Here is a 25,611-nt window from a genome sequence, read left to right on the forward strand (position 1 = left end):
TCGTCACTCCAGAAGGCCGTGAAGCCGCATCTTGTTGTAGAGCGTCTTGCGCGAGACGCCGAGGAACTCGGCCGTCTTGCCGCGCCGGAATCGATTTCGGCGCAAGGCGTCGACGATCCATTCCTTCTCCGCCATGGGCGGCGCGAGGGGCCGCTCGCGGTTTCTGTCCTCGAGCGCCGCCTTGATGTCGGCCGCCCCGATCATGCGGGTCTCGCAGGCCACCGCCGCGCGTTCGACGACCCGGCGCAGCTCGCGCGTATTGTCCGGCCAGGAATGCGCGAACAAGGTCCGGATGCCGTCCGCGGTGATTTCGAGGGGCTCGGCGGCGCGGCCCACCCCGACGGCTTCCAGCACCAGGCGCGCATAGGCCGGAATGTCCTCCGGGCGATCGCGCAGCGCGGGCACGTCGATGCGCGAGGCGCCGAAATGATGCGCGAGTTCCGCGATGAGAGCGTCACCGTTGCGCGAAGGCGGCGTCGTGATCGCGACCAGCCTTGCCTGCGCCTGCACCGGCCGTTCGCCGCCGACCCGCTCGAAGGCGCCACGTTCGAGCAGATCCGCCAGCCGCTTCTGCGTACTTTCGGAAAGATGGTGGGCCTCCTCCACGACGATGGTGGCGTGAGCGGTCTCCATCGCCCCCGTGCGCCGTACGCGGCCGAAAGATGGTTCGGCACCGAACAGGAACTCCTCGTGGTCCAGCTCGCTCGTGCGCGCGTTGAAAACGATCGCAGGGCCGCGCCGTTTGCCGAGCGCATGGATGGAGCGCGCCAGCGTCGTGCGTCCGAGCCCGCGCTCGCCCACGATCAGCACCGGCAGGCTCGTGCCTGCCAGCCGCACCGCCTGTTCCAGCATGGTGCGGATGGAAGCCGACTGTCCGGCCACGCCGGCCAGTCGCGCGGCATGGGCGATCTCTTTGCTTTGCGCCTGGTCGGCCTCGCGCAGCACGTTGATCGCCTTGAAGGCGGACGTCACCTGCATCACCGAGAGTTCCAGCGGCAGCCGGTCGAGTGTCGATCCCCCGACATAGCCGTCCGCCTTGGCGTCGCGGCACACCCGGTACATGTCCTCCGGGTTGACGATCGGGCCGCCCTCGACGAGGCAGATCGTCTCGGGGCGCACCTGGCGCACCTGGTGGATGATGCGCCTTGCGCGATCGGCCGCCTCCTCGATGGTGAAGATCTGCGGCACCCCGCGCGAGCCGCCGGCATTCCAGCCGAAATTGAGGCAGATCACGTCGATCTCGGCATCCAGCATCTGCTGGATCTCGTTGCGCGTCTTGGCATAGCCGAAGGCGACGAGGCCGCGGCTCTTGGCCTCGCGCAGCATCTGCACCTCGCGCCCGTAGCCGATGCCGGCCTCCTCCAGTGCCTTGCGGAAGCTGCCGTCATAATGCGTCACGGTCGGAAAGTTGGCCACGCCGTGATAGCCGGCATCCGCCACCTCGCCCATGAAGGCGTCGAGATCGAGCTGGGGGTTGAAGGCGCAGGCCCCGAAGAAGACGGGGATCGCCACCTGGTCGAGGATTTCCCGGCGCGCGAAAGTGTCGGTGAAGCGGTTGGAATCATCCAGCGGCAGCATGGCCGCGATGGAGGCCGCCCCCATCACGCGGTAGCGGCCCGCATTGAGCGCCAGCAGGAAGTCGGCCCCGCCGCGTTCGGCGGCTTCCGCCGTCATGCCGACCCCGATCGCCGCACCCACCAGCGGCTCGTCGCCGGTCAGCCGTCCTCTCGCGATTTCCTGCAGCAGCCTCATGGGCGCGGAGAATGCCGCGCCCTCCTGCGCCCTGCAAGCTCCACCTGGCGGAAGGCCTTCTGCCTAGCAGGCGAGCCCCTGGGCCTCCAGCCGCGCCACCGTCTGCGGCAGGCGTTCCAGTTCCGAGCGCACTTCCAGCACAAGCCGCGGCTGGCTTTTCACGGCCCGCAGCGCCGAAAAGACGGGCGCCCACAGGATGCAGCCCTCGCCGGGATGCCAGTGCCGGTCGGCGTGGCCGTCGACATCCTGCAGATGGACGTGGTCGAGCCTGTCTTCCGCCGCGGCGATGAAGTCGACCAGCGGCGGCGCGCCGTAATTCTGGTGGGCGAGCTCCGCATGGCCGGTGTCGATGGAAAGCTTGAGGTTCGGGTGATCGATCTCGGCCACGAGGTCGAAACGGTCGGCGGGTGCCGTGTCGTCGATGTTCTCCAGCACGAGCGTGCAGCCGGTCTCGCTGGCGCGCTCCAGCACGGGCCGCAGGCAATCGGCGCTGGCATCGAAGAGCGATCGCCGGATGTCGGGATAGTTCACATAGTTCAGCGTGTGCCAGAAATTGAACGGGCTGTGGATCACCATCTGGTTGGCGCCGAGCGCCTCGGCGATCTCCAGGCCCTTGAGGAAGCGGCGCTGGATGATCTCGCGGATATCGCGATCCGGATTGGAAAGGTCGAGCCCGAAGAAGGGGCCGTGGATGCCGCGCAGCCCCTGATGCCCGTCGAGCGCCTTGCGATAGGTCTCCACCATCGGCGCCGTGTCGCCGGCGATCACGTCCGGGAAGACGAAATCCTGGATCTCGATCGTGCGGTCGTGGTCGACGATCCAGTCGCGGAGGATCTCGAAGGTGGCGTATCGCGTGGCGACACCCAGGCGGGGAAGTTCCATGTCGATCCTTTCGGGGGAAGTTACTTGATTCCGGCGCGCATGAAGCTTTGCACGAATTGGCGCTGGAACAGAAGGAACCCGATCAACAAAGGTCCGGAGGTGATCAGCGTCGCCGCGTTGATGATCGACCATTCGATGCCGCTGTCGGTGGTCGCGAAGATCGACAGGCCCACCGTCAGCGGCCGTGTCTCCACCGAGGAGGTGATGATCAGCGGCCAGAGGAAATTGTTCCAGTGATGCGAGACCGAGACCAGGCCGAAGGCCAGCATGGTCGGCTTGGCGAGCGGGACATAGACCCGCCACAGCAGGCCGAGCAGGCTGCAGCCCTCCACTCGCGCCGCCTCGTCCAGCTCCTTGGGCACCGTCTTGAACGTCTGGCGCAACAGGAAGATCGCGAAGCCGGAGGCGAAATAGGGCAGCCCGATCGCCAGGATCGTGTCGACCAGGCCGAGCGCGCTCATGGTCGCGTAATTGCGCACCAAAAGGATGTCCGGCATCACCATCAGCTGCAGCAGCACCAGCGCGAACAGGACGTTCTTGCCCGGAAACTCCAGCCGCGCGAAGGCAAACGCCGCCAGCGTGCACAGCACCAGCTGCGCCGTCAGCACCATGGTGACGAGCAGGATCGTGTTGAGGAAATAGCGCGCGAAGGGAGCCGCGTTCCAGGCGCGCACGAAATTGTCCAGCGTCAGCGGCGCGAAGAGCTCGAAACGCGTCTCGTAGGCCGGCGGATGAAAGGCCGTCCAGATCGCATAGGCGAGCGGCAGCAGCCAGATCAGCGCCAGCGCCCAGGCGCCGGTCACGAACAGCACCCGGTCGAGCCGGATCTCGCGGGCGGCCGCCAGCACGGATGGGTTTTCCCTGTCGATCGTCACGCTGGTCATCGGTAGTGCACCCGCCGGTCGAGGAGGAAGAACTGGCCGATGCCGATGATCGCCAGGATAACCACCATCACCACGGTCAGCGTGGCCGCATAGGCGGTGTCCCAGAAGCGGAAGCCCTGGTCGTAGATGTAGTAAAGCAGCAGCGCTGACGCGTTGTTGGGCCCGCCCTGCGTCATCACGAAGACATGGTCGACCATGCGGAAGGCGTTGATCGTGGCGTTGACCGAGACGAACAAAGTCGTCGGCATGATCAGCGGCCAGGTCACCCGCCAGAAGAATGTCCAGCGCGACGTGCCTTCGAGCGCGGCCGCCTCGCGCAGGTTCTCGGGGATCGTCTGGAGCGCGGCCAGGAAGAAGATCATGAAGAAGCCGGCCTGGTTCCAGACCGTCACCGCCGTGATCGAATAGAGCGCCGTCGATGGCTGGCCGATCCAGTTGACGGGCCTCAGCCCGAACAGCCCGCGGATCTGGTCGAACAGGCCGAAGCCCGGCAGGTAGAAGAACAGCCAGATATTGGCGACCGCGATGAGCGGCAGCACGGTCGGCGTGAAATAGGCCATCCGCAGGAAGCCGAGCCCCATGATCCTGCGGTGCACGAACAGCGCCATCCAGAGAGAGATCGCGATCGAGGCGGGAATGGTGATCGCGGCATAGATGAGGTTGTTGGTCATCACCCGCAGGAAGACCGGGTCGGCCGTCATCCGCGCGTAATTGTCCCAGCCGACGAAGGTCGACGGGCGGCGCCCGCGCGGCGTCGACCAGAAGCTGTCGATGAAGGTCTGGACCGCCGGAATATGGGTGAAGCCGAACAGAAGCACGAGTGCCGGCAGGAGCAGCAGCCAGGCATGGATCCATTCGCGCTTGATCATCGGCAGGCGGTTCCTTGAAGGGAGAAGGCCGGGGCGGCGTGGCGCCGCCCCGGGAAGCATTTACTGCCGGTAGGGAGCCAGGATGGCGTCGGCCTCGCGCTGGGCATCGGCCAGCGCCTCGGCAGGGCTCTTGTCGCCAACAACGGCGGCGGCGATGTTGTCGTTGAGGATCTGCGTGACGCGCGGCCCCTCGAAGGTGGCGAGTTCGGCCACCGCGTATTCGAGCTGGTCGCGGGCGACCAGGGCGCCCGGAACCTCCTGCGCATATTCGCGCATGGCGTCCGTTTCCCAGGTGTCTTCACGCGGGGCCACATAGCCGGTGGCGATCGACCATTCGGCCGCCTGTTCGGGCGCGGTCGCCCATTTCACGAAGTCGATCGCGGCAAGCACTTCTTCTTCGCTGTGGCCGGAGAAGAGGTAGAAATTGCCGCCGCCGCTCGGCGCGCCGGGGCGAACCTTGGCCGGCAGCATGCCGACGCCGAATTCGAAGGGCGCATTGTTGCGGATATTGGTCAGGTTGCCAGTCGTGGTCCAGGCGATGGCGCTCTCGCCATCCATGAAGGCGCGCGGCGTTGCACCCCAGTCGAGGATGCCGGGGGCCATGATCTCGTGCTCGGTCGACAGCGAGACCAGATATTCGAGCGCCTCGACGACTTCCGGCGTGTCGAAATAGACCTCGGTGCCGGCGTCATTGGCCAGACCGTCCTGCCCGTTGGCCGCCACCAGGCCGGTGAAGAGCCAGGATGGGAAGCCGGAGGAGGGGATGCGCACGCCCCACTGGGTGACGTTGCCCGCATCGTCGCGGATGGTCAGCTGCTGGCCCATCTCGACCATCTCGTCCCAGGTGGTGGGCGGCGTCTCGGGGTCGAGGCCGGCCGCCTCGAAGGCTTCCTTGTTCCAGTAGATCACCGGCGTCGAGCGCTGGAAGGGGATGCCCCAGGTCTTGCCCTCGGTCTGGCTGTTTTTCATGAAGGCGGGGTAGAAGCCACCGATCCAGTTCTCGATCTCGTCCTCGGAAAGATAGTCGTCCCAGGCCTCGACGATGTCCTCGTCGATCATGGTGAACATGTCGACCGAGAGCAGGATCGCCAGATGCGGCGCGTTGCCGCCACGCGCCGCCGTGATGGCGCGGGTGGTCGTGTCGGCATAGCTGCCGGTGTAGATGGCGTTGATGTTGACGTCGGGATTCTCGGCCACATAGGCGTCGGTCAGCGCCTGGATGGTGGCGGCGGCCTCGCCGCCCACGGCGACGGGGAAATAGAATTCAAGGTCCACGGCCAGCGCCGAGGACATCGACAGGGCCAGTGTGGCGGCGCCGAGGATCGAGGATTTCAGGAAGCGTGTCATCGCGTGTTCCTTGATTGACTTGATGGTCTAGTGAAGTCTGCGGCCGTCCGCGTCGAAGAGATGCGTGGCCTCCGCCGGCCAAGACAGCCGGACCTTCGCGTCCGGCGCCCCCGTCCGCGCCGGCTGGCGGACGATGATCTTTGCCGCGCCGATCCGCGCTGCGATAAGCTGGTCGGCGCCCAGATACTCGACGCCCTCGACCACCGCCTCGACACCCTCGCCATCGACAATCATGTCTTCGGGCCGCACGCCCACGAGGCTGCCCTCCGGCAGGTGGCGGTAGGCGGGCAGGTCGCGGGCGGAAATCAGGTTCATGGGCGGGGTGCCGATGAAGCGCGCGCAGAAGGTCGTCTCGGGCGCGGCGTAGAGCTCGCGCGGGCGCGCCACCTGCTCCACCCGACCCTGGTTCATCACCACGATGTGGTCGGCCATGGTCATGGCTTCGACCTGGTCGTGGGTGACATAGACCATGGTCAGACCCAGCCTCTGCTGCAGGTCGCGGATCTCGACCCGCATCTCCGCGCGCAGCTTTGCGTCGAGGTTGGACAGCGGCTCGTCCATCAGGCAGACCGGCCGTTCCGAGATCACGGCGCGCGCCAGCGCCACGCGCTGCTGCTGGCCGCCGGAAAGCTGGTTGGGGCGACGGTCGAGCAGGCCGTCGAGCCCCATCATGCGCGCCACCCGGTTCAGCCGTTCCCAGCGTTCGGCCTTGTCCACGCGCCGCACCCTGAGGCCGAAGATGATGTTCTCGGCCACCGTCAGGTGCGGAAACAGCGCATAGGACTGGAACACCATCGACAGGTCGCGTTCGGCCGGCGGCTTCCTGGTGATGTCGTTGCCGCCGAGCAGGATCTTGCCCGAGGTCGGCCTGTCGAGCCCGGCGATCAGCCGCAGCAGCGTCGATTTCCCGCAGCCCGACGGACCCAGCAGCACCGTGAAGGCGCCGGCCGGAATGTCGATCGTGACATTGTCCAGCGCCACGGCCGTGTCGTACGCCTTGCGCACGCCCTCGAGGCGCAGGCCGGCTGCGGCGATCGCGATCTGCTCGTCGATGGAGGTCATTGCATTCATGGCCATGGCGATACTGGTCTCATGCTACAGTTCCATGACATCCGGCGGAAGATCGCCTCCCGGGGGCTGGGGACAAGTCCCGCGCGGCCATGCCGAACCAAGCTCATCCGGAAGGCCTGAAGGGCTTGGCGAGCGACGCCGGGAAATTCAGCATCAGCAATTGCCGGTTGCGCGAGATGATCACCAGCACCACGATCGTCGCCAGATAAGGCACCGCCGAGAGCAGTTCGGAAGGCACGCGCAGACCGAAGGCTTGACCCTGGAGTTGCAGGATCGTCATGCCGCCGAAGAGCCAGGCGCCGACCAGCAGGCGCGTCGGGCGCCATGTGGAAAACACCACCAGCGCCAGCGCGATCCATCCCTTGCCGGCAGTCATATTCTCGACCCAGAGCGGGGTATAGGCGACCGAGAGATAGGCCCCGCCGATGCCCGCCATCGCGCCGCCGAACAGCACCGCCATGTAGCGGATGCGGATCACCGGCTGGCCGATCGCATGCGCCGACTGCGGTGATTCCCCGATGGTGCGCAGGATCAGCCCCGCCTTGGTCCTGTACAGGAACCAGCCCACAGCCACGACCATGAACAGGCCCAGATAGACCAGCGGGTCGAAGCGGAAGAACATCGGTCCCAGCACGGGAATGTCTGAGAGGAAGGGAATGTCGAGCCGGGCCAGCGAGGGGATCGGCGTCGAGCCGAAACCGCGGCCGATGAAGGCCGACACTCCGCCGCCGAAGATCGCCAGCGCCAGGCCCGCCGCGTACTGGTTTGTCATGAAGGTGAGAGCCAGAACCCCGAAGATCAGCGAGGCAGCCGCCCCCGACAGCGCGCCGATCAGGATCGCCACCGGCATCGGCAGGCCGGCGAAGACCGCCCAGAAGGCGAACACCGCCCCGATCAGCATCATGCCCTCGATGCCGAGATTGAGCACGCCCGACTTCTCCACCACCAGTTCGCCCAGCGCAGCGAAGACCAGCGGCGTGGCGGCGATGATCGTGCCGGCGACGATTGCGATGAACAGCGACATCAGACGGCCTCCTTCAGCCGGCGCAGGCGGTAGAAGATGAAGAAGTCGGCCGCCAGCAGGAAGAACAGGAGAATGCCCTGCAGGATGCGGGTGATGGCCGACGGCATGCCGAGCGTAATCTGCACCGTCTCTCCGCCGAGGATCAGGAGCGACAGCAGCAGGCCGCCCAGCACGATGCCGAAGGCATTGAGCCGGCCGATGAAGGCGACGATGATGGCGGCGAAGCCGTAGCCGGGCGAGATCGTCGAGGACAACTGGCCGAGCGGGCCGGCGGCTTCCGCCATGCCGGCGATGCCGGCCGCGCCACCGCCCGCCAGCAGCCCGACCCAGATCGCCGAGGATTCCCGGAAGCCCGCATAGCGCGCCGCCCGCGGCGCCGCGCCGCCCACCGTCAGCTTGTAGCCCATGAAGGAGCGGTCGGTGAACAGCCACATCGCGATGACCGCCACCACCGTGATGAAGATCGCCGGCGTCAGCCGGTAGGCATAGTCGAAGGGCTCGAACATCGCCGCCGGCGGCAGAAGCGCCGTCTGAGGGAAGTTGAAGCCCATCGGGTCGCGCCAGGGCCCGTGCACCAGCCACGACAGCACGAGTGCGGCGACATAGGTCAGCATCAGCGTGACCAGGATCTCGTTGGTGTTCATGCGCGCCCGCAGGAAGGCGGGGATGCCCGCCCACGCCATGCCCGCCAGCATCCCGGCCAGAAACATCAGCGGCAGGAGCAGCACGCTGTCCGGGTTTGGCCAGAACAGCCCGATGCCGGATGCCGCGATGGCGCCCATGATCAGCTGGCCCTCCGCGCCGATGTTCCAGACATTGGCGCGAAAGCCGATCGCCAGCCCGCAGGCGATCAGGATCAGCGGCGAGGCCTTGAGCAGCAGTTCCGACAGCCCGTTCATGGTGCTGATCGGCTGGATGAAGAAGGCATGGAAGGCGCGCAGCGGGTCGTGCCCGAGCGCCAGAAAGAGGATCGAGCCGACGAACAGCGTCAGCGCGGTGGCGATGACCGGCGCGGCCAGCCGCATGGTGACCGAAGGCTCGGGCCTTTGTTCAATCGTGAAGCGCAAGGTCGACCTCTTTGCGGCTTTGCGTGGTCTTGTCGAGGCCCGTCATCAGCAGTCCCACTTCCTCGCGGTTTGTCTCGGCGGTTTCGAGCGGGCGCGAGACCAGCCCCGCGCACATGACGACGAGGCGGTCGCAAATCTCGAACAACTCGTCGAGTTCCTCCGAGACGACCAGCACCGCCGTGCCCTGACGCGAGATGTCGATCAGCGTCTGTCGGATGAAGGCCGCAGCCCCCACATCCACGCCCCAGGTCGGCTGCGAGACGAGCAGCACCTTCGGCTCCAGCTCGATTTCGCGCCCGACGATGAATTTCTGCAGATTGCCGCCCGACAGGCTCTGTGCGACCGACTGCGCATTGCGTGCCTTGACGCTGAAGCGCCTGATCACGTGGTCGGCGAATTCCGCGGCCTTCTTGCGGTCGAGGAGGCCATGGCGGACCATGCCGCGGCGATGGCCCGTCAGAATGGCGTTCTCCTGCAGGCTGAGCGTCGGCACCGCACCGCGTCCGAGCCGTTCTTCGGGCACGAAGGCCAGGCCCCGCTGGCGCCGCCTTGCGGGATCGAGGTGGCCGGCTGGCTGGCCGAGAAGTCGGACCGTGTCGGCCTTCTCGGCGATCGTCTCGCCGCTCAGATAGGAGATCAGTTCCGCCTGCCCGTTGCCCGAAACGCCGGCGATGCCGACGATCTCGCCCGCCCGCACCGAAAGCGAGACGTCGCGCAGCGACACGCCGAAGCCTTCCGCGACCTCGGCCGTCAACCCGCGCACCTCCAGCACCGGCTCGCTTGAAGGTGTCGCCGGCGGATGGCTGGTCTTCGGCAGCTCGGAGCCCACCATCATGCGCGCCAGTTCCAGCGAACTCGTCGTCCTCGCGTCGGCCACACCCGTCACCGCACCGTTGCGCAGCACGGTCGCGCGTTCGCACAATTGCTGGATCTCCTCCAGCTTGTGGCTGATATAGAGGATGCTGCAGCCTTCGGCCGCCAGCTGGCGCAGTGTCTCGAACAGCTTTTCCACCGCCTGCGGCGTCAGCACCGAAGTCGGCTCGTCGAGGATCAGCAGCTTCGGGTCCTGCAGGAGACACCGCACGATCTCCACGCGCTGCCGCTCGCCCACCGAAAGGTCGTGCACGATGCGCTTCGGGTCGACCGGCATGCCGTAGCGCTGCGAAAGCGCGCGCACCTGTTCGGAAAGCGCCTTGAGATCGAAGCGCCCGCGCATGGCGAGCGCGATGTTCTCCACCACGCTGACGGATTCGAACAGCGCGAAATGCTGGTAGACCATCTCGATGCCGAGCTGGCGCGAGATGGCCGGGTTGTGGCGCTCGACGAGGTTGCCGTCGCAATAGATCTCGCCGGAATCGGCTTCGATCGCGCCATAGATGATCTTCATCAGCGTCGACTTGCCGGCGCCGTTCTCGCCCAGGATGGCGTGGATCTCGCCGGGCATGATCGACAGCGAGATGTCGTCGTTGGCGACGACACCTGGATAGCGCTTGTTGATGTTCTTCAGTTCGAGGCGCGGCGTCATGGAGGGGTCCTGGCGCTGGCATCTGCAGGAAACGGCCGACAATGCGCCACCGGACCGGCCGGGAGGCAAGACCTCCCGGCCGCCGATGCTGCCTGTCGTCGCGGATGGATCAGCTCAGGCTGCCGATCATGCCTTCCACGAACCACACCATGGATCGGATATCTCCGTCCGAGAGCACCTCACCCTCCGCGACGACGACCTCGCCATCCTGGTTCTTGAGTTCGCCGCGATAGGGATGCAGTTCGCCGGCCGCGATCGCCGCCTTCACCGAATCCATCTCGGCCTGGACCTCCGCCGGGATCGCCTCATTGTAGGGCGACATCTTGACGACGCCGTCGGACAGCCCGCCCCAATGTTCCTCGGCGACCCAGTTACCGTCGGCCACCGTGCGTGCCGCATCCACGTAGTAGCTCGACCAGTCGAGCGTGAACGCCGTCAGGTGACGGTCGGAGAACTGGCTCATGTCGCTGGCGTAACCGATCGACCAGGCGCCGAGCTCGCCCGAGGTCTGGACGCCGGTTGCCGTATCGGTCATCGAGCAGATCACGTCGCACCCTTGCGAGACGAGCGTGTTTACCGCCTCACGCTCGCGGCCCGGATCGTACCAGGAGTTGAGGAAGATGGTGCTGCAGGTAACGTCCGGATTGACACTCTGGGCGCCGAGCAGAAGCGCGTTGGCGGGGCCCACGATGTCGGGGATCGGGAAGCCGCCCACGAAGCCGATGCGGCCGCTCTCGCTCATGTGGCCCGCCGCCACGCCGGCCACATAGGTGCCCTCGTAATACTTGGCCTCGAACGTGCCGAGATTGTCGAGATGCACGATGCCCGAGCAATGCTCGAAGGCAACGTCCGGGAAGCGCGGTGCCACGCGTTGCAGCGGCGTACCATGCGAGAAGCTCGTGCCGAAAACGAGGTGGTTGGTGGAGGCGAGCTCGCGAAAGACGCGTTCGGCATCCTGCGGGTTGTAGACATTGTCGAGAACGGTCAGCTCGACCCGGTCGCCGAATTCCGCGCGGATGGCCTCGACGCCGAGGCTGTGCTGCTTGGTCCAGCCGATATCGGAGACTGGCGAGACATAGACCACGCCGACGCGCAGGATTTCGTCGGCCCGAGCCAGATTGGCCCAGCCGCCGAGGCCGAGCGCGGCGCCGGCCGCGCCGCCATACTTGAGAAACTTGCGTCGTGAAGTTCTGATCATTGAAGTGTTCCCTCTGGATTTGCGTTTGCCGAATGGTGTCCGTCGTGTCGATGCGAACGGATCTTGTTTGTTTTGCCGGCTTGGCTCGTTGTCCCGCCGGCTTCCTCCCGGATTTCTGATGCGTTCTCCGAACCCCGCGAGCCCTTCTCCGGTCTCGTCGTGTCCAGATAAGGTGCCAATGCGTCGCGCGGTGTCAATTCGACATGTGCCGGGCGGTCCATGATGTAGCCGCGCACCACGGTATTGTGATGCGAAGCGATGAGTTCCATGGCCGGCTTCAGGCGCCCCTTCTCCAGGAGGTCGATCAGCCGGCTGTGGTCGTCGAGCAGGTTGCAGTAATCGAAATCGGCGGGGATCAGCGAGCGCAGCAGGGTCGTGCGCCGGATCAGCTGGGCATGGATCTCCTGCATGACCTTGTTGCGCGACAGCCTTACGAAAAGCGTGTGGTATTCCTGGCCCAGAAGATCGGCGAGTGCGTCGTTGCCGGCTTCGACCGCCTGGCGCTGGCGCTCGACATGCTGGCGCAGCTCGTTCCAGCCGGACGGGCCGAGCCGCTCGCTGAGCTGCGCGGCCACGCCCTGTTCGACCAGCGTCAGCGCGTCGTAGAGCTCCAGAGCCTCCTGAAGGCTCGGCTTGGCAACGAACGCGCCGCGGTTGCGCTCGATCGTCGCCAGGCCGTCATCCGCGAGCCGGATCAGCGCCTGGCGGATCACGATGCGGCTGACGTCGAAGATCTCGGAAAGCTCGCGCTCGCCCAGCTTGCAGCCGGGCACCAGGCGATGGTCGAGTATCGCCTTGGTCAGAATAGCCGTGATGGTCTGGGAGCGGCTGCTCATCCCCGGCCGTCATGCCTCCATCTTGTATCCGTGCCGCCCTTTGTCGGGTCGTGACGCGGGTGGCGGCAGGAAAGGGCAAGTAGCGGTTAGCCGGCCTCCTTTTGTCAATCAAGCCAGGGCTGAATAAGTTTCAACAAAATCTATATTGATATCCAATCCTGCATTCCGGACTGTTTGTCCGTCGTGCTGTCGCGACCGCCCAGAAGCGGCCCCCGCGCCGCAGGGGAGGCTTGGATGAAGACCGCAGATCGTGCTGCTTGCGCCGACCCCATCCTCAACGAGGATTGGCATGTCGTCGCGGATCTGGCCTCGGTGCCGCCGGGCGCGCGATTTGCCACGAAACTGCTCGGCGTGCCGCTCATCCTCGATCGGGCGCCAGATGGGACGCTCGCCATTCACCGTCGCGACGACGGCGCCACGGTCGTCTCGCGCGAGCGCTACGGTTTCGCCTGGGCCTGCCTCGGCGAACCGCGCCGCGACATCCTGGACATTCCGGAAGCGTTGGAAACGGATCGCCATCTCGTTACCGGCGGCTCGGTCGGCGTCGCCGTTTCCGGCCTGCGCACGGTCGAGAACTTCCTCGACATGGGCCATTTCCCCTTCGTGCACACCGGCTGGCTGGGCGAGGAACCGCATACCGAGGTCGAACCCTACATCGTCGAGATCACCGAGGCGGACGAGGTTCTGGCCACCGAATGCCGGTTCTTCCAGCCTGTCGCCTCGCCCAATGCCAGCGGCGGCATCATGGTCGACTACATCTACAAGGTCGTCCGCCCCTATACGGTGCTGCTCTACAAGACCAACCCGCTCGAGACCGACCGCAAGGATGTCATCGTCCTGTTCGTCCAGCCGGTCGACGAGGAGAATTGTGTCGCCCATCCCTTCCTTTGCTATCTCAGGACGGGCATGGAAGCGGCCACGGTGCGCTGGTTCATGCAGCTGATCTTCGGGCAGGACAAGCCGATCCTGGAGAACCAGTATCCCAAGCGCCTGCCGCTGGATCCGCGCGCCGAGACCCCGATCCGCGCCGATGCCAGCTCCGTCTACTACCGCCGCTGGCTTCGCGACCGGAACGTGACCTATGGTGCCATACCCGCCCGGGCATGAATGAGCCCGAAAGGAGAACTGGAATGTCGAACGCCACGCACTGCTCCGACAGGGTCGCCCTCGATCTGTGGCATCCGGTCGCCGTCATCGAGGAAGCCGCGCCGGGCCTGGTCCACGCCACACGCCTCCTTCAGGAGCAGCTACATTACGCGCTGTTTGCGGACGGCACGGCCGCCGTCTGGCGCGCCGAGCCGGCTTTGCGTATCGGCGATCCGGTCGAGCCCGGCATGCTGCCGCCCGCGCTGCCGGTCAAGCTCGCCTATGGCTATGTCTGGACCTCGCTCGGCAATCCGCCGGCCGAACTGTTCGCCATCCCCGAATGGGAGGAGGCCGACCGCCGCCGTCTGCATGCCGCCACCATGGGCGTGAAGGTCTCCGCGCCGCGCGCCATCGAGAATTTCCTCGATATGGGCCATTTTCCTTATGTCCACACCGACATACTGGGCGCCGAGCCGCATACGGAGGTGAAGGAATACGACGTCGACATCTCCGTCGAACGCGATGAGATCCTCGCCACGCGTTGCCGCTTCTTCCAGCCCATGGCCTCCACCGCGTCTTCGGGTGGGGCCGATGTCGACTACATCTACCGCGTGCCCCATCCCTTCTGCTCGGTGCTCTACAAGTCGAGCCCGGTCGACGAGAACCGGCTCGATGTGATCGCCATCTTCGTCCAGCCGATCGACGAGGAGAATGTGCGCGCCCACATGATGCTGTGCGTTCTCGACGAGGACAACGAGGACAAGATCATCAAGCGTTTCCAGCAGACGATCTTCGGGCAGGACAAGCCGATCCTGGAAAACCAGTACCCCAAGCGCCTGCCGCTCGACCCGCGCGCCGAGACGCCCATCCGTGCCGACAAATCCTCCATCGCCTACCGGCGCTGGCTGCGCGACAAGGGGCTGACCTATGGCGTCATCCCCGCCGCCGCCTGAGCCGCCATCGGAGCACCGCATGTTCGACACCTCTCCCCACCGGTGGCACCCGATCGCCGCCTCCAGCGACCTCGTGTCCCGGCACGTCTTCCACGGCCAGCTGCTGGGCCGCGAATTCGCGGTCTGGCGGGCCGATGACGGCTTCGTCAATGTCTGGGAAAACCGTTGCCTGCACCGGGGCGTGCGGCTCTCCATCGGCATCAATGACGGGCGCGAGCTCAAATGCCAGTATCACGGCTGGCGCTACGCCAACCGCACCGCGGGCTGCACCTACATCCCCGCCCACCCGGCCGATGCGCCGGCCCGCACCATCACCAACCGCACCTTCGCCGCCGTCGAGCGTTACGGCATGGTCTGGTCGGCCGAGCAGCCCGAGGGCGAGGTGCCGGCCGTCGCCGGCATGGAAGAGGGCGGGCAGCTGGTGCTGCGGCCGATCCCGCTCAATGCCTCCGCCGATCGCGTGGTTGAGCATCTGAAGTCCTACGCCTTCGCGCCATCCGCCGCGCTGGATGCGCAACCTGTCGAAATGGCGGTCGAAGGCGGCGGCGCATTCTCGGTGGCCCTGCTCGCGCGCGCCGATGGCGCCGCGACCCGCGCCGCCTTCTTCGTGCAGCCCGTCGATTCCGGCCGCTCCGTCATCCGGGGCATGCTCGACGCGCTGCCCGACGGTGCGGACCGCGTTACGGTCCTGCGCCATCACAACCAGCGGCTTACCGAATTGCGCGAGCGGATCGAGCGGGAGGCCGCAAGGCTCCCCGCGCCGGAGCCGATGCAGCCCGCGATCGTGCCCGTCAGCGCCGAGCTGGCCGAGATGCCGGAACTCACGCCATCCGGCCGCAAGGCGGCCCTGCGCGTGCAGGTGGCGCGCAAATGGCAGGCGGCCGAGGGCATCGCCGCGCTGGAACTGCGCACCGTTAATGGTGTCCTGCCGACATTCCAGCCTGGCGCCCATATCGACCTGCATCTGCCCAACGGCCTGGTGCGCCAGTATTCGATCACCAACGGCCCCGGCGAGACCGATCGCTATGTGATCGGCGTCAAGCGCGAGGCGGCCTCCGGCGGCGGCTCGGCCTGCGTGCATGACACGCTGCGCGTCGGCGACGTGCTGGCCATCTCGGAGCCGCGCAACAATTTCCCGCTGCGCCGCGATGCGGTGCGCACGCTGTTCATCGCCGGCGGCATCGGCATCACGCCGCTCCTGTCCATGGCGCTTGCGTTGGATCATTCCGCACTGTCCTACCGGCTGCACTACTTCGCCCAGGCGGAAAGCCAGATGGCCTTTGCCGACAGGCTGGCCGAACTGAAGGGCAATCTCGTCCCCCATCTGGGCCTGTCGCCCGAAGCGACGCAGGAGAAACTGCGCGAAACGCTGTCGGGCTACGTGCCGGGCATGCATGTCTATCTCTGCGGCCCGGGACCGATGCTGGAGGCCGCCCGCGCCATTGCACGCGATTGCGGCTGGCCCGAGAGCGCCGTCCATTTCGAATATTTCAAGAACACCCACGAGATCGACGACAGTTCGAGTTTCGAGGTGGCGCTGGCGCGCTCCTGCGTGACGCTGCAGGTGCCGGCCGGCCGGACCATCCTCGATGTCATGCGCGAGGCCGGCATCGACATGCCGTCCTCCTGCGAGCAGGGTGCCTGCGGCACCTGCCTGGCCACCGTCATCGAGGGTGAGCCGGACCATCAGGACGTCTACCTCAACGACGCCGAGAAACGCTCCAACACCAAGATCATGACCTGTGTGTCGCGCGCGAAATCGGCGCGGCTTGTCCTGGATCTGTAGAGGCCGCGATGATCAAGCTCTACGACTACGAACTCTCGGGCAATTGCTACAAGCTGCGGCTTTTCATGAGCATGCTGGGTCTCGAATACGAGAGCGTGCCGATCGACTTCTATCCCGGCCGCGAGCACAAGTCGGACTGGTTCCTGCGCATCAACCCGCTGGGGCAATTGCCGGTGATCGAGGATGAGGGGCTGGTGCTGCGCGATGCGCAGGCGATCCTCGTCTACCTCGCGGCCAGATATGACACCTCGCGCCAGTGGTATCCGGTCGACGACCCGCGCCGCCTCGGCGAGGTCTCGCAATGGCTGTCCTTCGCCGATGGCATCACCGCGACCGCCTCCGCCGCGCGCCTGCATGACGGCCTGTTCTACGATCGCGACATCGAGGCCTGTCGCACGGGTGCGCATCGCCTGTTCCGCATCCTCGACGATCATCTCTGGTTCGGCGAGCAGGAGGGCTGCGACTGGATCGTTGCGGGCGATCGCCCCACCATCGCCGACATCGCCTGCTTTCCCTATGTCATCCTGTCGGAGGAGGGGGGCATCTCGCGCCAGGACTACCCCGCCATCCGAAGATGGTGCGATCGCGTGAAGCGGCTACCGGGCTTCATCGTCATGTCCGGCGTTTTTCCGGCTGGACCCGCCAAGGCGGCTTAGTCCATACCGGCTTTCAGATCAGCCCATGAGGAGGAGTTCACGATGAAGACACGTGCCGCAGTCGCCACCGCCGCCGGCAAGCCGCTGGAGATCATGGAAGTCGATCTCGAAGGCCCGCGCGAAGGCGAGGTGCTGATCGAGGTCAAGGCGACCGGCATCTGCCACACCGACGAGTTCACGCTCTCGGGTGCCGATCCCGAAGGCATCTTCCCCGCCATTCTGGGTCATGAGGGCGCGGGCATCGTCGTCGATGTCGGCCCCGGCGTCACCAGCGTGAAGAAGGGCGATCACGTCATTCCGCTCTACACGCCTGAATGCCGCTCCTGCCCGTCCTGCCTGTCGCGCAAGACCAATCTGTGCACGGCGATCCGCGCCACTCAAGGCCAGGGCCTGATGCCCGACGGCACCTCGCGCTTCTCGATCGGCAAGGACAAGATCTTTCACTACATGGGCTGCTCGACCTTCGCCAACCACACCGTGCTGCCCGAGATCGCGGTCGCCAAGGTCAATCCCGACGCACCCTTCGACAAGATCTGCTACATCGGCTGCGGGGTCACCACCGGCATCGGCGCCGTCTTCAACACCGCCAAGGTGGAGATGGGTGCCACCGCCGCCGTCTTCGGCCTGGGCGGCATCGGCCTCAACGTAATCCAGGGATTGAGGCTCGCCGGCGCCGACATGATCATCGGCGTCGACCTCAACAACGACAAGCGCGAATGGGGCGAGCGCTTCGGCATGACCCACTTCGTCAACCCGACCGAGATCGACGGCGACATCGTCGCCCACATCGTCAACATGACCAAGCGCGGGGCCGACCAGATCGGCGGCGCCGACTACACTTTCGATTGCACGGGCAACGTGAAGGTCATGCGCCAGGCGCTGGAATGCGCGCATCGCGGCTGGGGCGAATCCATCGTCATCGGCGTGGCGGGTGCGGGCCAGGAGATTTCCACGCGCCCCTTCCAGCTGGTCACCGGTCGCACCTGGAAGGGCACGGCCTTTGGCGGCGCCCGCGGCCGAACCGACGTGCCGAAGATCGTCGACTGGTACATGGACGGCAAGATCGAGATCGATCCGATGATCACCCACACCATGCCGCTCGAAGACATCAACAAGGGCTTCGACCTCATGCATGCGGGCGAATCCATCCGCAGCGTCGTCATCTACTGACGGTTGCACGCGCGGCCGGCCAGCCGCTGGGTCGGCCGCGCGGCTTTTCTCCTCCGAAGTTTGTATCCCCCGCCAAGCTGCGCTACGCTCGCGGCAGCGGCGTCGGGAGGACGCCGTCCCGTCTTGGACGCAACGAGAACTGGAGGAACGATCTTGAAGCATCATCTCACGACCGCCATTGCTGGCCTTCTTGCCGCTGGAGCTGTCGCAATCGCGGGCGCCGGGGCAGCCAATGCCCAGGACACGCAGGAAATCAGATGGGCCACCTCGTCAGTTGACTCCGCCGGCCACCGCGCGCTCGTCAGCCTCTCGCAGGTGCTCAACCGCGAGATGGACGAAATTTCCATCACCGTCATGCCCACCCCGGGTGCCGCCGCATCGGTGCGCGGCTTCGCGGCCGGCCAGTTCGACGGCTATTACGGCGCCGACGTCGCCTTCGTCGAAATCGCCAACGATACGGGTCGTTATGTCGGTTTCGAGCAGGGCGAGAATGAGCTGGTCCAGTCTTTCTGGGCCTATACGCTCGAAATGGGCCTCGGCGTGCGCGCGGCCGATGCCGAAGGCATGGATGGCTGGCGCTCTCTGTCGGGACGCCCGGTTTTCACCAGCCCGGCCCCGTGGGACACGCGTGCCGCGCTCGAGCGCGCCATGAACATACTTGAAGTCGGCCACAATTATGTCGAGCTCGATACCGGCCTTTCGGGCCAGTCGGTCCAGGACGGCACCATCGACGCCATGTCGATCTACACCACCGGCGAGACCTCGCCGGCACCCTGGGTGCAGGAAGCACTGCTGACCACCGACATCCACGCCCTCAATCCGAGCGACGAGGAAATCCAGATGCTCGAGGCCGAAGGCATCTCCGTGGTGCGCGTGCCGGCTTCGGCCTTCGACGCTGACATCGGCGTCGAGGAAGCGGTGCTCGTGCCGTTCTATTACGGCTTCCACGTCGGCATGAATGTCGACGAGGACGTCGTCTACAGGATGCTGGAGACCCTCGAGGCCAATATCGACGAGATCGTCCAGTCCGATCCGGGCCTTTCCCAGCTGCAGGAAGACCTCGTCGGCATGCAGGTGCGTGGCATCGAGTCGGTTGGCGACGCCGCCCCGATCCACCCGGGCCTGGCGCGCTTCCTGCGCGACCGCGACGCCTGGAACGATGATTGGGACGACCGCGTCGCCGGCTGAGCCCGCGCCGCGTTCACCGCAACAAGAAGCCCCGGCCGCATGACGGCCGGGGCGCTTCGCGGGTGACCGAATCCGGTCGCCGCCATTCCGCTCCTCCAGTGGCATCCGGTTCACCATGTCCGAAACCGTCGATATCGAAAGCGGCCCCCCACAACGCGACACGCCGCTGAAGCAGCGCCTCGGCCTTATCGCGGATATCCTCTTCTACGCCGCGGCGGCAGGCTTCTTCGCCTATCTCTCGCGCTACTACATGACGGGGGCGGGCGGGCCTTCCCTGCTCGCCGTCACCATGGTCCCGATGACCTTGTGCATCGTCGTCCTCAACGACCTGCGCAACCAGCGCTTCTATGAGAGGCTCGGCGCGATCGTGCCCTGGTTCATCGCTGCCGCCTATATCGGCTTCAGCATCTACGCGGCCTCCTATCTGCTGCGCGAGTTCGACGGCATCCGCATCTACCGGATGGGGATCTGGAACACGCATGATCTGATCGTTGGCGCCGGCATGGCCGCCCTGATCCTGGAATACACGCGAAGACGCTATTTCGTGCTCTTCGTCATCAACCTCCTGCTCATGCTCTACACGGTCTACGGCTATCTCGTGCCGGGCATGTTCAACCATCCCGGCATGTCCTGGAATCGCGTGGCCAGTTCGATCAGCGTCGAGATGTCGACGGGCATCTTCGAGCGCATGCCGCAGCTTGGCCTCACCCTGATCGGTTCCTTCATCCTGGTCCTGGCAGTCCTGCGCGCCTTCGGCTGCATCGATTCCATCCTGCAGGGCTCCTCGCGCCTTGCCATGCGCTCGCCGACCTTCCTGCCGCAGGCAGCCGTCATCGGCTCCTTCGGCGTTGCCGCGGTGTCCGGCTCTGGGGCTGCCAATGCGGCGACCACCGGCTCGGCCACCATCCCCGCTCTCATCAAGGCGGGCTTTCCGCGCGTCACGGCCGCCGCCGTCGAGACGGCCTCCTCGCTCGGCGGACAGCTCATGCCGCCCTTGATGGGCATCGCCGCCTTCCTGATGGCCGAATATCTGCGCGTGAGCTATTTCGAGGTCGTGGCACGCGGTTTCGTGCCCGCCTTCATCTATTTCTTCGGCGTCGCCTTCGCGGTCTATCTCCTGGCCTTGCGCCACCATCAGCGTGCGGTCGTGCTGGACGTCCCCCCGCTGGGCGTCATGGACAAGATCAACATCGGCGCCTACTTCCTCTCCGTCGTCGCCCTCATTTGGCTGATGGGCTTCGAGCGGCGCCCGGCCATGACCTCGGCCCAGACAGTCTTCGTGTGGCTGCTGGTGGCCCTTTCCGTCGCCTATCTCTGGCGGCTGTGGCGCCGGCGTGCCTTCAGTATCCGCGAACTGGCGAAACCCTATCTGCGGCTCGTCGAATCCTTCGCCACCATCACCTCGGAACTGGTGATCCTGCTCGCCACGCTGGGCATCCTGACGGCCAGCTTCACCATCACCGGCGTCCCGACCAAGGTCGGCGTCATCCTGATGGAAGGGGCAGCCATCAACCTCGTCCTCATGGTGCTGGTCGCCTTCGGCTTCGGCTATCTGGTCGGCATGGGCCTGCCGGTGGCCCCGACCTACATCATCACCGCCGTGGTGATCGCGCCCTTCATGATCCGTGCCGGTTTCGATCCCTGGGTGGTGCATTTCTTCGCCTTCTTCGTGGCCGTATTCGGCGAACTCTCGCCACCGACATCGGTCGTGGCCGCCGTCACGTCGCGTATTGCCGATGCGCCCTTCATTCCGACGATGATGCACGCTCTCCTCATCTGCATGCCGCTGATGGTCATGATGGCCGCCGTCTTTATCCGGCCCGACCTGGTCGTCGAGCCCGGATGGGCCCAGATGCCGGCCTTCGCGCTGGTGCTGATCGGCACGCTGGCATTGAGCTTCGCCGCCCAGGGCAAGTTCGTCTCCAGCCGCAAGATCGATTATTCGGCAAGGTGGGGCCTTGCCCTTCTGGCGGCGCTGCTGCTGCTCTATCCCGGCAACGACGTGGTGGCGGTCGGCCTGGCGCTGCTTCTGCTGGGCATCATGGGGTATGGCCTCATGCGCATGCGCGGCCGCTATGGAGAGGAGCGCGCCGCGGCTGCTGCGCCGACCTCAGGTTGACAATCCTTTTTGCCGGGCTTCTATCTCGCCGCGCAAACCTGAACGGAGAGAGAAGATGACGAATGTCGCATTGACCGGGCTGGCGCGGGATCTTGCCCGACGCGCCGACGAAGGCCGGCCGGTGCGTATAGGTTTGGTCGGCTGCGGCGAGATGGGCACCGACATCGTCACCCAGGTCGCCCGCATGAAGGGCCTCGTCATTTCCGCGATCGCCGACACGCGCGCCGAACGCGTCCATGAGGCGATCCGCATCGCCGGGCGCGCGGCCGAAAGCGCGGGCACGGCCGACGGCGCGGCCGAACTGGCGCGTCTGGCCGAGGCCGGCCGCACCGCCATCGTGCCGGACGGCTCCATGGTCGCCACCTCCGACCATGTCGATGTGGTGATCGATGCAACCGGCAAGCCGGCGGTCGGGGCCGAGCTGGGCGTGCAGGCCATGGAGAATGGCAAGCATCTCGTGATGATGAATGTCGAGGCCGACGTAACCATCGGCGCGTGGCTCAAGAGCGCCGCCGAAAGGCTGGGCGTCGTCTATTCGCTGGGCGCCGGCGACGAGCCTTCGTCGTGCATGGAACTGATCGAATTCGTCTCGGCCATGGGCCACGACATTGTCGCCGCCGGCAAGGGCAAGAACAACCCGCTCAACCATGACGCCACGCCCGACCAGTACGAGGAGGAGGCGCGCCGCCGCAACATGAACCCGCGCATGCTGGTCGAGTTCGTCGACGGCTCCAAGACCATGGTCGAGATGGCGGCCATCGCCAATGCGACGGGTCTTGTGCCCGACAAAGCCGGCATGCATGGCCCCGCCTGTTCGCGCGAGGAACTGTCGTCGGTCCTCTGCCCGGTGGCCGATGGCGGCCTGCTGTCGCGCAAGGGCGTGGTCGACTTCTCCGTCGGCAAGGGCGTTGCGCCAGGCGTCTTCGTCATTGCCGAGATGGATCATCCGCGCCTGCGCGAGCGCATGAATGACCTCAAGCTCGGCGAGGGGCCCTACTATACATTCTATCGGCCCTACCATCTCACCAGCCTGGAGGTGCCGCTCACCTGCGCGCGCGCCGTCATTCACGGCAAGGCCGACATGGTTCCCCTCGACCGGCCCGTGGCCGAGGTCTGTGCGCTGGCCAAGCGCGATCTTGCGCCCGGAGACCGGCTCGACGCCATCGGCGAATACACCTATCGCTCGTGGATCATGCGGGCCGACGAGGCGCGTGACGTGCGCGCCGTGCCCTGCGGATTGCTGGAAGGCGGTTCGGTAACGGCACCGATCGCCAAGGGCGAACTCCTCACCTACGCGAACGTCCAGCCGGATCGAAATTCTCGTCTGGTCGAACTGCGGCGGCTGCAGGACGAGATGATCTTCGGGTCCTCCCAAAGCTGATCATGTCCGCCGCACGAGCTGCTGAGGCAGATTGCTAAAACTTACCGATCGAGCTTAACTCCAGATTATCTTTCCCCAGCGGCAGGGGCTGTTCAAGTCTCTGTTTCGTCTGCCAAAAAAGCGCCGGCCGGTCTGCCGGCCCTTTTTAGGACGAAACTATATTGAGGGGATATTTTATTCATGCATGAGAAGGATGACAGCCGCCTCGTTCGGCTGACCGCACGTGTCGTCGGGTCATATGTCAGGGCGCAGTCTCTGCCGCAGACCGAACTCGTCAAGCTGGTCGAGTCGGTGCATCAGGCCATGGCGGGCCTCGATGGAAGGCCCGAAATGCTGCCGACGCCGGCGGTACCCGTTTCCGAGTCGATCAGGCCGGACTATCTGGTGTGCCTGGAGGACGGCCTGCGTTTCCGCACCCTCAAGCGTCATCTCGCTGTCGCCTACGGGATGACCCCCGACGAGTATCGGGCCAAGTGGAATCTGCCCGCCAACTATCCGATGGTGGCGCCCAATTATTCCCGTTTGCGCTCGCGTGTGGCGCGCGACAGCGGGCTCGGCGGAAGCAAGCGCTGAACCGGCGGGGTGGCGGCGCTGCCGCCAGTTAACGTTGAAAATCATCTTCACGGCTTCGTCGGTTGAGGAAGAGGATACCCGCGCCTATACTTTTCGGAAGGCAGAAAAGCCGGGGGTGGGCCGTGAAGAGGGTTCTTTCGTTACTTTCGATCTTGGTGCTCGTTGGCGTGTTTCAGCCATCCGCCGTGCTGGCCGCTCAGCTTGTCGCGCAGGTGTCGATTTCCACCCAGACGATGACGGTCATCCAGGGGGGCAAGGTCATCCATAGCTGGAAGGTGTCGACGGCCCGGCGCGGCAAGGTCACGCCGGTCGGTTCCTGGACCGCCAAATGGCTTTCGCGCAATCACCGTTCCAGCCGCTACAACAATGCGCCGATGCCATACGCCATCTTCTACAACGGCCATTATGCCGTGCATGGCACGGATCAGATCGGGCGCCTTGGAACGCCGGCTTCCGCCGGCTGCATCAGGCTTCACCCGCAGAACGCCGCAAAGCTCTTCGCGCTGGCCCAGCAGGTCGGGCTCAAGAACACGCGCATCGTCGTGCGCCGCTGATCGAAGGCGGCTGCCTCGGCCAAGACAAAAAGGCCCGGATCTTCGGATCCGGGCCTTTCTGGGAATGCGTTGTGACGAGCGTCAGCGGGGTGCGAGCACCATCATCATCTGACGGCCTTCCAGCTTCGGTTCGGCTTCGACCTTGGCGATCGGCTCGACCTCTTCGCGCACGCGATGGAGCAGCTGCATGCCGAGTTCCAGATGCGCCATTTCGCGGCCGCGGAAACGCAAGGTGATCTTGACCTTGTCGCCCTCCTCGAAGAAGCGTCGCACGGCTCTCATCTTCACCTCGTAATCGTGGGTGTCGATGTTCGGCCGCATCTTGATTTCCTTGACCTCGATGGTCTTCTGCCGCTTGCGGGCTTCGGCAGCCTTCTTCTGGCTCTGGTATTTCAGCTTGCCGAGATCGGTGAGCTTGCACACTGGCGGCTGCTGATTGGGTGATATCTCGACGAGATCCAGGCCGGCTTCCTCGGCCATCTGGAGCGCCTCGTTGATCGACACGACACCGCGGTTCTGGCCATCATCGTCGATAAGCTGAACCTGCGGAACGCGAATCTCGCGATTTGCGCGTGGACCATCTTTGGTCGGAGGCGCTGCTTTGAACGGTCTGCGAATGGTCGTGTTCTCCTTCGATTATTGATCCTGCGACGCCACGTCCCATGGCTTGATGCCCTTTGTGGTCGCGGCGCGGAACTGTCAATAGCACAACGATGCGCAAGAATCACGAACATCCCGGTATTCGTTCCTCTTTCGTCGCGTGCCGGTAGGTGGCATTAAGCCTCGATCCGGAACGATATGGGGACCGAGCGCGTAATGTCCAACATGCAGGCGCAGCCGGAAATGATCGAGGTCGAGGGCGTGTCCATCGCGGTGCGGCACCGCGCGGGGGCCGCGCCCGGCATCGTGTGGCTCGGCGGCTTCCGCTCCGACATGATGGGCACCAAGGCCGAGCGGCTTGACCGATGGGCGGAGGACACCGGCCACGCCTTCACCCGCCACGATTATTCGGGCCACGGCGAATCGGGCGGCCGCTTCCAGGAGGGCACCATCTCGCGCTGGCTGGCCGAAAGCCTCGCCGTCTTCCAGTCCTTCACCAGCGGTCCGCAAATCCTGGTCGGCTCCTCCATGGGCGCCTGGGTCGCGCTGCGCATGGTGGAGGAACTGCACAGGCAGGGAGACGGCGCGCGCATCGGCGGGCTGCTCCTGCTGGCTCCCGCGCCCGATTTCACGTCCGAGCTGATGGAGCCGCAGCTGACGGCCGCCCAGCGCAACGCGCTCGACGAGGAGGGCTATTTCGAGGAATTCTCAGAATACTCCCCCGAGCCCAACATCTACACCCGCGCGCTGTTTTATGACGGCGCGGCAAATGCGGTTCTCAAGGGCACGATCGACACCCACTGCCCCGTCCATATCCTGCAGGGCATGGCCGATCCTGACGTGCCTTGGCAGCATGCGATGACGCTGGTCGAGCATCTGCCGGCCGACGACGTGACGCTGTCGCTGATCCGCGACGGCGACCATCGGCTGTCCCGCCCGCAGGATCTCGACATGATCGTGGGCGCCCTCGAAGGCCTGATCGCCCGCATCGCGCCCTAGGCAAAATCGGCCCCCTTTCTTGAACCCGCGCCCTCCGCTTCCCATCTGAAAAACGAAGCGGCCCGTTGGGGGTCCGCGCAACACCAAGAAA

23 protein-coding genes are annotated in these 25,611 nt (G+C 65.5%); 11 read left to right on the forward strand and 12 right to left on the reverse strand.

All coding sequences use genetic code 11. The annotated features are described in order from the left end of the window. Nucleotides 1-3: 3 nt before the first annotated feature. From GRZ55_RS16885 to GRZ55_RS16935, 11 genes are all read right to left on the reverse strand, one after another. Nucleotides 4-1,752, reverse strand: a complete 1,749-nt coding sequence (locus tag GRZ55_RS16885; RefSeq protein ID WP_169288132.1) for a phosphoenolpyruvate hydrolase family protein — start codon at nt 1,750-1,752, stop codon at nt 4-6. A gap of 63 nt (nt 1,753-1,815) precedes the next feature. Next, nucleotides 1,816-2,634: a sugar phosphate isomerase/epimerase gene (locus GRZ55_RS16890; RefSeq protein WP_169288133.1), complete on the reverse strand. Its 819-nt coding sequence runs from the start codon at nt 2,632-2,634 to the stop codon at nt 1,816-1,818. A 20-nt stretch (nt 2,635-2,654) separates the two neighbouring features. After that, the gene (locus GRZ55_RS16895; RefSeq protein WP_169288134.1) at nt 2,655-3,518 is read right to left on the reverse strand and encodes a carbohydrate ABC transporter permease; all 864 of its coding nucleotides are present in this window, start codon (nt 3,516-3,518) and stop codon (nt 2,655-2,657) included. Continuing rightward, a complete protein-coding gene (locus tag GRZ55_RS16900; RefSeq protein ID WP_169288135.1) occupies nt 3,515-4,387 on the reverse strand; it encodes a carbohydrate ABC transporter permease in 873 nt (290 codons plus the stop codon). The genes GRZ55_RS16895 and GRZ55_RS16900 overlap by 4 nt, the downstream gene beginning before the upstream one ends. A gap of 60 nt (nt 4,388-4,447) precedes the next feature. Continuing rightward, the gene (locus GRZ55_RS16905; RefSeq protein ID WP_169288136.1) at nt 4,448-5,734 is read right to left on the reverse strand and encodes an ABC transporter substrate-binding protein; all 1,287 of its coding nucleotides are present in this window, start codon (nt 5,732-5,734) and stop codon (nt 4,448-4,450) included. Between the two features lie 27 nt (nt 5,735-5,761). Further along, nucleotides 5,762-6,811, reverse strand: coding sequence for an ABC transporter ATP-binding protein (locus GRZ55_RS16910; RefSeq protein ID WP_246734830.1), 1,050 nt, complete (start codon nt 6,809-6,811; stop codon nt 5,762-5,764). 97 nt (nt 6,812-6,908) lie between these two features. After that, on the reverse strand, nt 6,909-7,829 hold the full coding sequence (locus tag GRZ55_RS16915; protein WP_169288137.1) for an ABC transporter permease: 921 nt from the start codon (nt 7,827-7,829) through the stop codon (nt 6,909-6,911). Beyond that, nucleotides 7,829-8,896 carry an ABC transporter permease gene (locus GRZ55_RS16920; RefSeq protein WP_169288138.1) on the reverse strand — a complete coding sequence of 356 codons (1,068 nt, stop codon included), beginning with the start codon at nt 8,894-8,896 and terminating at the stop codon, nt 7,829-7,831. Before GRZ55_RS16920 ends, GRZ55_RS16915 begins: the two co-directional genes overlap by 1 nt. Continuing rightward, complete coding sequence (locus GRZ55_RS16925) at nt 8,880-10,421, reverse strand: ABC transporter ATP-binding protein (protein WP_169288139.1); 1,542 nt, start codon at nt 10,419-10,421, stop codon at nt 8,880-8,882. Before GRZ55_RS16925 ends, GRZ55_RS16920 begins: the two co-directional genes overlap by 17 nt. A 109-nt stretch (nt 10,422-10,530) precedes the next feature. Then, a complete protein-coding gene (locus GRZ55_RS16930; protein WP_169288140.1) occupies nt 10,531-11,619 on the reverse strand; it encodes a BMP family ABC transporter substrate-binding protein in 1,089 nt (362 codons plus the stop codon). Beyond that, nucleotides 11,616-12,455, reverse strand: a complete 840-nt coding sequence (locus GRZ55_RS16935) for a GntR family transcriptional regulator (RefSeq protein WP_169288141.1) — start codon at nt 12,453-12,455, stop codon at nt 11,616-11,618. Before GRZ55_RS16935 ends, GRZ55_RS16930 begins: the two co-directional genes overlap by 4 nt. Nucleotides 12,456-12,689: 234 nt before the next feature. On the opposite strand from GRZ55_RS16935, the gene GRZ55_RS16940 reads away from it, so the two are divergent. The 10 genes from GRZ55_RS16940 (at nt 12,690) to GRZ55_RS16985 (ending at nt 23,921) form a co-directional block, all read left to right on the forward strand. After that, nucleotides 12,690-13,562, forward strand: coding sequence for an aromatic ring-hydroxylating dioxygenase subunit alpha (locus GRZ55_RS16940; protein WP_169288142.1), 873 nt, complete (start codon nt 12,690-12,692; stop codon nt 13,560-13,562). A gap of 23 nt (nt 13,563-13,585) precedes the next feature. Then, on the forward strand, nt 13,586-14,494 hold the full coding sequence (locus tag GRZ55_RS16945) for an aromatic ring-hydroxylating dioxygenase subunit alpha (protein WP_169288143.1): 909 nt from the start codon (nt 13,586-13,588) through the stop codon (nt 14,492-14,494). 19 nt (nt 14,495-14,513) lie between these two features. After that, nucleotides 14,514-16,280, forward strand: a complete 1,767-nt coding sequence (locus tag GRZ55_RS16950; RefSeq protein ID WP_169288144.1) for a Rieske 2Fe-2S domain-containing protein — start codon at nt 14,514-14,516, stop codon at nt 16,278-16,280. Nucleotides 16,281-16,288: 8 nt separating this feature from the next. Beyond that, entirely contained in the window at nt 16,289-16,936 is a 648-nt protein-coding gene (locus GRZ55_RS16955) for a glutathione S-transferase family protein (protein WP_169288145.1), read from the forward strand. 42 nt (nt 16,937-16,978) lie between these two features. Continuing rightward, nucleotides 16,979-18,106 (forward strand): S-(hydroxymethyl)glutathione dehydrogenase/class III alcohol dehydrogenase, encoded by a 1,128-nt coding sequence (locus GRZ55_RS16960; RefSeq protein ID WP_169288146.1) that lies wholly within the window; start codon nt 16,979-16,981, stop codon nt 18,104-18,106. A gap of 153 nt (nt 18,107-18,259) precedes the next feature. Continuing rightward, on the forward strand, nt 18,260-19,294 hold the full coding sequence (locus GRZ55_RS16965; RefSeq protein WP_169288147.1) for a TAXI family TRAP transporter solute-binding subunit: 1,035 nt from the start codon (nt 18,260-18,262) through the stop codon (nt 19,292-19,294). A gap of 115 nt (nt 19,295-19,409) precedes the next feature. After that, on the forward strand, nt 19,410-21,413 hold the full coding sequence (locus GRZ55_RS16970) for a TRAP transporter fused permease subunit (protein WP_169288148.1): 2,004 nt from the start codon (nt 19,410-19,412) through the stop codon (nt 21,411-21,413). 55 nt (nt 21,414-21,468) lie between these two features. Continuing rightward, on the forward strand, nt 21,469-22,794 hold the full coding sequence (locus tag GRZ55_RS16975; RefSeq protein ID WP_169288149.1) for an NAD(P)H-dependent oxidoreductase: 1,326 nt from the start codon (nt 21,469-21,471) through the stop codon (nt 22,792-22,794). A 180-nt stretch (nt 22,795-22,974) separates the two neighbouring features. Continuing rightward, complete coding sequence (locus GRZ55_RS16980) at nt 22,975-23,367, forward strand: MucR family transcriptional regulator (protein ID WP_169288150.1); 393 nt, start codon at nt 22,975-22,977, stop codon at nt 23,365-23,367. A gap of 122 nt (nt 23,368-23,489) precedes the next feature. Then, on the forward strand, nt 23,490-23,921 hold the full coding sequence (locus tag GRZ55_RS16985; protein ID WP_169288151.1) for a L,D-transpeptidase: 432 nt from the start codon (nt 23,490-23,492) through the stop codon (nt 23,919-23,921). An 81-nt stretch (nt 23,922-24,002) separates the two neighbouring features. On the opposite strand, the gene infC is transcribed toward GRZ55_RS16985, so the two are convergent. Next, nucleotides 24,003-24,539 carry a translation initiation factor IF-3 gene (gene infC, locus GRZ55_RS16990; protein WP_169288195.1) on the reverse strand — a complete coding sequence of 179 codons (537 nt, stop codon included), beginning with the start codon at nt 24,537-24,539 and terminating at the stop codon, nt 24,003-24,005. A 198-nt stretch (nt 24,540-24,737) separates the two neighbouring features. Here infC and GRZ55_RS16995 point away from each other — a divergent pair, with 198 nt between their 5' ends. After that, complete coding sequence (locus GRZ55_RS16995; RefSeq protein WP_169288152.1) at nt 24,738-25,520, forward strand: carboxylesterase; 783 nt, start codon at nt 24,738-24,740, stop codon at nt 25,518-25,520. Nucleotides 25,521-25,611 lie beyond the last annotated feature (91 nt).

The sequence above is a fragment of the Chelativorans sp. ZYF759 genome (genome assembly GCF_012911015.1).
Classification (GTDB): Bacteria; Pseudomonadota; Alphaproteobacteria; order Rhizobiales; family Rhizobiaceae; genus ZYF759.